Origin of the sequence: Acinetobacter sp. YH16051, from assembly GCF_013417135.1 — a bacterium.
In the GTDB taxonomy this organism is placed as follows: Bacteria; Pseudomonadota; Gammaproteobacteria; order Pseudomonadales; family Moraxellaceae; genus Acinetobacter; species Acinetobacter towneri.
In genome coordinates this window covers 1-1,631 of the sequence record NZ_VPEN01000109.1, presented here as the reverse complement: position 1 = coordinate 1,631, position 1,631 = coordinate 1, and the positions used below count along the sequence as shown (strand labels likewise).

Genomic DNA, 1,631 nt, shown 5'->3' with positions numbered 1-1,631 from the left:
TTGATAAGAATTAATCCAGGTATATCTATTACCATACCAGGAAGTCCGGCAGCACCGGTTAATCCTCCTTCAGCCGCAGCAATAGTTACATATTTTTTCCTTAAACCTGAGCTACTTTTATCTAATATAGATAAATCAATTTTTTCTATATCTTTCAATTGTTTAATGTCAACTTTAGATTTATCGGATAGTTCTTTAAATATTGCATCGTATCTAACAGTTGTTTGGGCAGATTCATAACATATAGTTGTTAAACCAGCAATAGATTTTGTAATAACTTCACCGAAAACTCGATTATCTATAATGACTTCTGCAGCTTTATGTATAGGAGTAGCTACTAGAGAAAATCCTTTTTGTAAAAAGTTTTTTTCTTTTGGATTTCTCCTATTACGAATTTCCTTCCATACTTTGTTTTCATATTCTGTTTGTTTAATCATCTTAATTAAAAATATTCACGTATTTTTGTAATAATATAATATTATTAGTATTTTTCAATATGTTACTTTACTATAGAGTGTATTTATGACGTTCAATTTTTGAAAAAACTATGCCAAATCCTCATAGATCCAAAGTAGTCCAATGTCCTATTTGCAAACAAACAAAAATTATGCCTTCCCATAGTGATGTCATTCGGAAAACAGATATTCCTATTTGCGAAGTATGTAAAAAGCAAATGACCTTCATGAAAAAGGCTACAGTGATAGATTGGATAGAACATCCTAAAGATATAATTTCACTACAGACAAAAAAAATTAAAACTTTATTTAATAGAAAATTCTAATGGAACAACTAATATTATTGATTTGCAAATTTTTAGTACATTTACTTATAGATTACTTTCCTTTTAATATCTTAATTTCTATTATTTTTGGGGCAATTTTTATTTTTATTTTTAGAAAGAGAAATTAATCCAGTTAGCATAATGGTAACTATATGAAAGTAAAAGGCCTAGACTGTAGACTAGGCTTTAAAATTTAAAAATTCATATTATTGAACGAATTTTTCAACTAATTTCTTAATAGCATCAATATCTCTATTTTTAATAATATTAAAAATTTCTTGAGGTCCAATATCTTTTAGTACTTTATAGATGCTATTAAATTTATCTTTTAGCTCAGTTTTATCATCAAGGTTATAGCCATTCTCATAAACCCAATTTACTGTACTTAACATAGCTAAAGTTACAACAGTTGCAATACCTGCTGCAGCTATGTCTAGAACACCCGTTGGTGGTAAAACAGATTTAGCCCAAATAAAAATATTTGTTCCAACACTTTGGCTCGCAAATAATGGTAAGGCTGCAAGAGCAGACTTTTTACTTAAAACTTCACCAGTATAAATATAATGTATAGACATAATTGCAGTTGCTTGAGTCGCAGCAATATAAACAGCACTGCCAGGAATAAATGCTTCACCAGCTACTGCTGCCAATGCTGTATAAATTACCCTTTTTGCTAATATAGACTTTCTTTCGATTTCTCTAGCCAAAATCAAATCTTTACCATATTTTCGAAGAAAATCCAGTATAGCGTCCCTTAGTTCATCAACGCCTCGAATGTCTAATTCGTAATCAGCATCATAATCAGGATCATATCCATCAGCACAAGTTTGAAAAATTTGTTCGTTTGAAG

Annotated in this window: 2 protein-coding genes; both read right to left on the bottom strand. The window is 29.6% G+C overall.

The features are described from left to right. On the bottom strand, nucleotides 1–437 hold a 437-nt coding region (locus FTV41_RS14650; RefSeq protein WP_179996755.1), incomplete at its 3' end, for an EcsC family protein. Between the two features lie 550 nt (nucleotides 438–987). Continuing rightward, the coding region (locus tag FTV41_RS14645) for a hypothetical protein (RefSeq protein ID WP_218945209.1) at nucleotides 988–1,631 on the bottom strand (644 nt) is incomplete at its 5' end.